This is a genomic window from Paracoccus ferrooxidans, from assembly GCF_029909815.1.
GTDB classification, from domain to species: domain Bacteria; phylum Pseudomonadota; class Alphaproteobacteria; order Rhodobacterales; family Rhodobacteraceae; genus Paracoccus; species Paracoccus versutus.
The window spans coordinates 2,471,123-2,477,500 of record NZ_CP038198.1 but is presented as its reverse complement, the minus strand read 5'-3'; the positions used below and the strand labels follow the sequence as shown (position 1 = coordinate 2,477,500).

Sequence of the window (6,378 nt, the reverse complement as noted above, 5' to 3'; positions counted from 1 at the left end):
GCCTGATCCGGTCGAACCGCGAACGGTGGGCGGCTCAGTCGGCCAAGCGCCACGCTGGCAGCCGGATCCGCTTTATCCATGACGGCGATTCTCAGCGGCGAGCCGACGCCGCAGCGAGCCGATGGCCGCCCTAGCAAAACAGGTCCAAGATGAGGATGGCAAAGCCTTGCAGCGCGTCAGGCAATCAGCAGGCACATGCAAGGGCTGATGGTGACCCCGACAGGATTTGAACCTGTAACCTGCCCCTTAGGAGGGGCTGGCACCCCACACAGAATAAGGGAAACCATGCAGAAAACGCCGCCCCCATACAGTGCATGTTCCCGATTCGTGCAGGGGTTCGCAGGGGTCAACAGGTCCAGCGAACCAAAGAGCATCCCCCTAACACCCCACCACAGAGGAAATCCCCTATGACCCGAGCGCAGGGATACGAGCTTATCGGCATCGCATGGCTGTTCCTGGCCGCCTATGACCGCCCCTTGGATATGGGGTCACTGGTCTATTTCTGCGCCGCGATCTGGGCGTTCTGGCGTGCTGCTGACGCCGCTTTCCGTAGCCCCACCACAGAGGAATGACGCCATGAGCCTGCGAACGTTGCGTTGGCATATCGCGGGGCGGCTGATCCGCCTCGGCTTCTGGATCGCACCTCGCGGAAAGGCTCGCGACCTTTACTACACGGCCCTACTGGCGGTTAGCGGCGACATTATCAAAGCCGTCACCTCCACCCCCCGCGACCAGAAGGAGAGGACATGAGCGACCTGTGGGCCCGCTGGAAGATGGGGGAGACCATCGAGGCGCTGGCAAAAGAGCATGGCGTGACGCGCGAGAGAATGCGCTATCGGCTCGAAAAGCTGGCGAAGGGCCGGCAGGCTGTGCAGATGCACGAGGCGTTGCGGCTCATTTCCATCAGCGACAATCTGGATCTGCCGCCAGACGAGGCACATGCGCGGTGCGTCAGGATCGCGAAAGCGGCGCTATCGCCCCAGCCCCCGGAGGACGCGCGATGAGTGAGATCGACTGGCATGCCCTCTACCCCGATCCGCTCGATGCCGAATGCTGCCATGGCTATTACGATGGCCGTCGCCCCGACAGCCCAGAGCCGTCCAGCAATCGGCACCCGGCCTATATCCATGGCTTCCGCAATGGCCGGGACGATGCGGGGATCACGCGGCGGCACGAAACCGCACAGCAGAGGCGGGAGGCATGGGCAATGATCGTGGCTATGTGTTCGGAGGACGCGCGATGAGTGACTACGACGGCAAGGTCAATGGCGAGGTCGTCCTGAACCTAGCAGACTGGATCGAGCGCAGGCGCGACGCGGTTGGCCCCTACGCCGATCATATTATCCACTCGGTGCGGTCGCATGAAGCCGAACTCGTTCGCCTCCGCGCCGAGGTGGAGAGGCTGACCGCCGCCCTAGCCGACGAGCGGGCGCATGCGGACGTGATGGCGAAGGCCGCAGGGGCGTTGGATAGCCACGCCGTCGCGATCCACGATGCAGACGGCAAATGCTACAGCGTCAGAGCCACGGACTACGCGCGGCTCTTTGACGCCATCGCCCAGCACCGCGCCCGGCGTCAGGGCGCGAAATTGCCTTGATGCGGTGCGCGCTGTGTGGAGGCGTTGACCAAAGCAGGTGAAGCGTTGAGTAGCGTCTGCCCGGGAGAAGTTGGTGAAGCTCTACAGCGGCACCGCGCCCGGCGTCAGGGGTGACAGCCGGCCTTGCGCTTGTCCAGCAGCCGCAGCCCCGTGCGCTTGCTTAGCGCCCCGCCGTCGATCAGCAGCGCATCGGCATGGGCGCGCGCTGCCTCGGCCGTCCCGGCGCACACGGCGTCACCGCTTTGCGTGGTCGCGCAGCCGGCGATCAACATCAGCGTCAGAAGCGCTGTCCACGTCATTGCCCGCATGGTCGATCCTTTCCCTGGTCTCACGATAAGCCGCATCCTCTCGCGCCTGTGCGTCCGCCCTGCCCCGCGACCGGCCGCGCAAGAACGCAGCCACAGCGGCGGCGATGGCCCCGAGGATGGTGATGAGCCACGCGGTCACTTCTTCCCCCAGCGCCAGAACACCAGCGCGTTCAGCACCCCTGCCCCGGCCAGCGCGATTGCTGCCTGTTCCAGGTCGATGGTGAACGTGCCGGCCTCGGGATCGAACGTGCCGATTCCGAGCGAGGACAGGGCGATTGCCAGCGTGTAAAGCGCCATGCGCAGATAGACGGGGTTCATGCTTTTCCTCCGAACATGGACTTGAAAAGCGCCAGCAGCGCGGCGATTATGCCCACCGACGGCGCCGCAGGCTTGGTGGCGTTCGGTGCCGTCACCTTCGACATGGCGATTGCCTTCTCGCGCACGCTTTCCACGCGACGGGTCCAGCCCTTGCCGTAGGTGGGCCACAGCAAGGCGCCGGTCTTGGTGTTCTTTGCCACGCGCAGGAATGCCAGCCTGGCGCTGATCGCCCGGTCAATCACCGCCTCGGGATGAGCCTGCTGCGCAGCTGCGATGGTCTGGGGGCCGATCATCCCGTCAGCAGGGACGCCGAGGGCGGTTTGCAGCCATTTCGCGCCGCGCGAGACGCCGCTGTTCACGGCCGCGTCGAAGGCAACCAGATCCAGACCCGATGGCAGATCGTCGCCGCGCACGGCATCCCAATAGTTCTGCCGGTAGATGGCGGCCACCTCGGCGTCGGAGATGTTCCGCAGTTCGGCCTTGGTGATCGGTCGTCGCTTCCAGGCGCGATAGGTGGCAAAGGTGATGCCCTTCATGGTCGCCCCGCCCGCATCGCGCGGGTCGTCCGCCCAGCCCCCCTCGTGCGCGAGGGTTTCCGCTAAGCAGCGGTCGAAATTGCTTTTCATGTCGTCCTCGTGGGTTGGAGCGCCTTCCAGCGGCGATGGATTTTTTCGCAATGGCTCGGCTCGCCGAAGATCATGTCGAGAGCCACCATGGCCGCCGTTCGCCACGCCGAAGGCCGGGCCTCGTGGATGCGGGCGCAGAGCGGCTTTCCCCGTGGACCGCAGAGGGCGCGGGACAGGATCACGGAGGCGCGCCACCAGTGGGTCATGGCCCGCCTCTGTCGATCTTGGCCTCGATCTTCCGCACCGCGTCCAGGATCAGCAGCAGTCGCTCGTCCTGCCGTGCTGATAGCTGCTCCATCTGCCGCAGGCGGGTTTCATGGCCGGAAATGGCGGCCTGCATTTGCAGGATACTGCGGTCGAAACTGTCTGCTCGCTCGCTCAGCCGGCCGCCCCAGACGAAAAGCGCCGCGGCCATGCCGGCTCCGGTCAGAAGGGTGGCGCCGAGGGAGATGATGTTGCCGAGGCTCACGCGGTTGTCGATCTGGGCCATCACACCGGCACCCCCTCAAACCAGGTCACGTCTATGGAGCCGCTGACCGTCTTGTCGCCAGTGCCGGGACAGGTCAGATCGAGCGTGAACGTATCCGTGCCGTTTGCAACCACGGTGGCCGTCAGGACCAGGTTGTTGTTCCCCAGCACCGTTCTACCGACGACGCGGCGGACCGATGTCCCGTTCCGGAGAAGCCGCAGAGTGTTCGTCTGCTCTGACGTTGCCCCGGAGAAAACAACGCTTGCCTGGATCAGGTATCGGCCCGCGGGCGGCGTCCAGCCCGAGGCCGAGAAGAAACCGCCGGCATCCACGACCTCGTTCGGGAAGGTGATTTGCGTCGACGTCCCGGCGGGGATCGTTTGGTCAGTCGCGTTTTTGTTGGCCGCGAAAACGGGCCGACCCGCGCCGGCCTCGGCATAATACTGCCCCGTGCTGTCACGCTTCCGGAACCGCACCAGCCTGTGATTGCTCTGGCCGAATCCGATTGCCACCTCGACCGGCGACATGCCTGCGGCCTGCACCACGATCCCGGCGCCCACGTTTGTCGACAGCACGGCGAGATAGAACTCGTCCGCAGCCCCGTCCAGAATGGTCAGGTTGGTGACGGTGCTGCCGGTGACGTAATAGACCGCGCCGGGATTGGGCACGATGGTCCGGTTTCCCGAAAGCAATTCGTTCCATTGCTCATTGGTCTCGATCCCATCGCCGGCTGCCGTGGCGGCGAAGCGCTCGAACACGGCGGCGGCGGCGGGGTCTTCAAACCCGAGGTTCAGCGGCGTGCCGTGGCGGATGCCACGGGTGCTGCGCAGATAGGTCGGAGCCACCGAGCCCCAGCCGGCCGGCGTGGTTCCTCCCCGATAAACCATCATCCGCTGCGCGGATATCCAGTCGGGGATGGTGTTGTGACCCTCGCAGTAAAGATCCCAGGCCACATCCCCGCTGGCGAGCCTGCGCGGGACGATGGACGAGCCTTCAATGGCATAGGTCGTGTTCTCGATCTCTTCCTGGAACGCCCACGGCCCAATGATGCTGGGGCCGTTGTAGACCCGGATCGTCTGCTGGCTGCTATCCTTGACGTTCAGCAGCCAGTCGCCCGGCGTGCGGGTCACGGATGCGTCGATCATGGACGGCGGCGTATAGGTCCAGTTGCCGACGGCATTGCTCTGGCCTGCGATGACGATGATGCGCTTGACCGGCGATCCTCCCGAGCCGACCGAGCCGCGCAGGGCCGCGAACGCATCCCAATAGCGCGCGCCCAGCCGTCGATAGCTGGGCGCGTTGAAGTGCAGCGCATCGCCGCGATCCGTCAGACCCTCGCTGGACACGGCTGCGGTGTTGGCCACGGTGCCGGCGATGGTGTGCATGATGGCGTTGACGTCTACCGATCCCGGCGAGACGAAGCGGCCAATCTCGCCCATGACGAAGGGCTTGCCGGCGAGCGCGGGAATATCCGACCGCAAGCGGGTGATCAGGGACGTGAGGTCCGTCTCATAGTTGGTGTTCGCGCCTCGGTCGCGCTCGCCTTGGTGCCACAGCACCCCCTCGACCACGGCGTCGGGATGGGCGGCGATCACGGACTGAATGCGTCCGACAGCGCCCGTATATGCCGCGCCGCCGGCTGTCCATTCGCCGTCGATAAACCCGGTCCCGCCCTTCCCGCAGGGAACGATGATCAAATCGTCCAATTCGAAGCCGGCGCAGAACCGCTCCGCAAAGCCCATCTCCAGGCCTGCATCACCAGCCTGCCTGATGGTCTGGTGGTTCAGCGGGAAAGTCGGCGCCAGCAGGGGGCCGCTGGTGGACTGATACAGCCGCGTCGGGTGGCCGCTGGGGATATCCTCCAGCACCGGCGCCGAGAAGGTCATCGCCTCAAGATCGGTGCAGACCGTGCGATAGACGCGGCGGTTGCCGATGGTCCGGCCGCGCACATCGGTGATATCAGCCGCGAACGGCAGGGCGGCACGGACATGCAATTCGCCTGCTGGGGTGAAGGCCATATCCACCCCCCAGACCTCGTTGCAGGGCACGCTGGCGCCGGGGGCCGGATTGACGTTGCTGCTGACCGGCGTCGGGCCGAGATTGCAATTGAACGGGCCAAGCCAGTTCGAGAAATCGCGCGTCTTGTAGATGCGGAAATCGTAGTTGCCGACCGAGGTGAAGCTGACCAGCAGCCAGAACCACCCATCCCGATAGCACAGCACCGGGTTGCCGCCGTTGATCACCCCGCCGTCATATTCCAGCGGCAGGCTGTTCAGCAGCCGCCAGGCCAGCCCATCGGTGGACGAATAGAGCCGGATGATGCGCGGGCTGTTGTGGTCATGAAAGGCGGCGACATAGGCGTTCAGGGGCCGATCCGGGGCGCGAACGCCATCGATGCCAATATCCCACATCGCCGAGGACATGCCGACTGCGGCGCTGTCGATGATATAGCGCACGCCGGCAATGGTGACTTCCCTGCCATCGGCGAACTGCGGCAGGGCCGGTTCAGCAACAGCACGGCTGGTGAAGTTGGGAGGCACGGACGCCGCTGCGGCCTGCGCATCATCCGCCGCCTCGCGCGCCTGGTCAGCATAGCGTGGCGCCGCCAGAGCGGCGGCCATGGCGGTCTCGCCATCAATCTCTGATGATACAGACAGCGTCAGCGCCCTGCCCTGGGCCTCGCGCAAGTCCTGGATCTGCATGATCGTCAGGTCCAGGTCGCTCTCGACCTGTTCCGTCCTGACGCGGCCCTGCGCATTGTAATCGCTGCGCTGGAGGTTCGGCACGGCGCGCAGCAGATAGATCTGGTCGCCGCTCTGGATACCGGTCGAGATGACGACTGTTCCGTCCGCCGTGCCGATCCCGGTGTGCCCGATCCCCGAGGTAAGGTCGGTTTCCTCTCCGTCCCGAACGCGGATCACCCGCAGGTGATCCTCGTCGAGCAGGAGGAAGTCGCGAGGAAACGTCCCGCTCGTCCCGGTGACGTTGAAGGGGCCTGCCTTGTTCTTCGCGCTCTCTACCGTCATCTTCGCCTGCCTGCATGGGGTCAGGCGAAGGGTAG

The 6,378-nt window shown here is 65.2% G+C and carries 10 protein-coding genes; 5 read left to right on the top strand and 5 right to left on the bottom strand.

Annotated elements, in window-relative coordinates; genetic code table 11:
• The first annotated feature begins 407 nt into the window (after window positions 1-407).
• Genes E3U26_RS12475 through E3U26_RS12455 form a run of 5 tightly spaced genes read left to right on the top strand, consistent with a single transcriptional unit; the run spans window position 408 to window position 1,596 of the window.
• Entirely contained in the window at window positions 408-572 is a 165-nt protein-coding gene (locus E3U26_RS12475; protein WP_181820590.1) for a hypothetical protein, read from the top strand.
• 4 nt (window positions 573-576) lie between these two features.
• A complete protein-coding gene (locus E3U26_RS12470; RefSeq protein WP_499105008.1) occupies window positions 577-750 on the top strand; it encodes a hypothetical protein in 174 nt (57 codons plus the stop codon).
• Window positions 747-1,004 carry a hypothetical protein gene (locus tag E3U26_RS12465; RefSeq protein WP_499105007.1) on the top strand — a complete coding sequence of 86 codons (258 nt, stop codon included), beginning with the start codon at window positions 747-749 and terminating at the stop codon, window positions 1,002-1,004. Before E3U26_RS12470 ends, E3U26_RS12465 begins: the two co-directional genes overlap by 4 nt.
• Window positions 1,001-1,243, top strand: coding sequence for a hypothetical protein (locus E3U26_RS12460; protein WP_499105006.1), 243 nt, complete (start codon window positions 1,001-1,003; stop codon window positions 1,241-1,243). Before E3U26_RS12465 ends, E3U26_RS12460 begins: the two co-directional genes overlap by 4 nt.
• Window positions 1,240-1,596 carry a Rossmann-fold NAD(P)-binding domain-containing protein gene (locus E3U26_RS12455; protein ID WP_499105004.1) on the top strand — a complete coding sequence of 119 codons (357 nt, stop codon included), beginning with the start codon at window positions 1,240-1,242 and terminating at the stop codon, window positions 1,594-1,596. Before E3U26_RS12460 ends, E3U26_RS12455 begins: the two co-directional genes overlap by 4 nt.
• Window positions 1,597-1,700: 104 nt before the next feature.
• Here E3U26_RS12455 and E3U26_RS12450 read toward each other — a convergent pair whose 3' ends face one another.
• The 5 genes from E3U26_RS12450 to E3U26_RS12430 form a co-directional block, all read right to left on the bottom strand.
• Window positions 1,701-1,904: a hypothetical protein gene (locus tag E3U26_RS12450; RefSeq protein ID WP_499105002.1), complete on the bottom strand. Its 204-nt coding sequence runs from the start codon at window positions 1,902-1,904 to the stop codon at window positions 1,701-1,703.
• Between the two features lie 135 nt (window positions 1,905-2,039).
• Window positions 2,040-2,222: a hypothetical protein gene (locus E3U26_RS12445; protein ID WP_024844647.1), complete on the bottom strand. Its 183-nt coding sequence runs from the start codon at window positions 2,220-2,222 to the stop codon at window positions 2,040-2,042.
• A complete protein-coding gene (locus E3U26_RS12440) occupies window positions 2,219-2,848 on the bottom strand; it encodes a glycoside hydrolase family 108 protein (protein ID WP_499104999.1) in 630 nt (209 codons plus the stop codon). The genes E3U26_RS12445 and E3U26_RS12440 overlap by 4 nt, the downstream gene beginning before the upstream one ends.
• Window positions 2,849-3,050: 202 nt before the next feature.
• Complete coding sequence (locus tag E3U26_RS12435) at window positions 3,051-3,338, bottom strand: hypothetical protein (RefSeq protein ID WP_116222331.1); 288 nt, start codon at window positions 3,336-3,338, stop codon at window positions 3,051-3,053.
• A complete protein-coding gene (locus E3U26_RS12430) occupies window positions 3,338-6,343 on the bottom strand; it encodes a sialate O-acetylesterase (protein WP_499104997.1) in 3,006 nt (1,001 codons plus the stop codon). The genes E3U26_RS12435 and E3U26_RS12430 overlap by 1 nt, the downstream gene beginning before the upstream one ends.
• Between the last annotated feature and the right edge of the window lie 35 nt (window positions 6,344-6,378).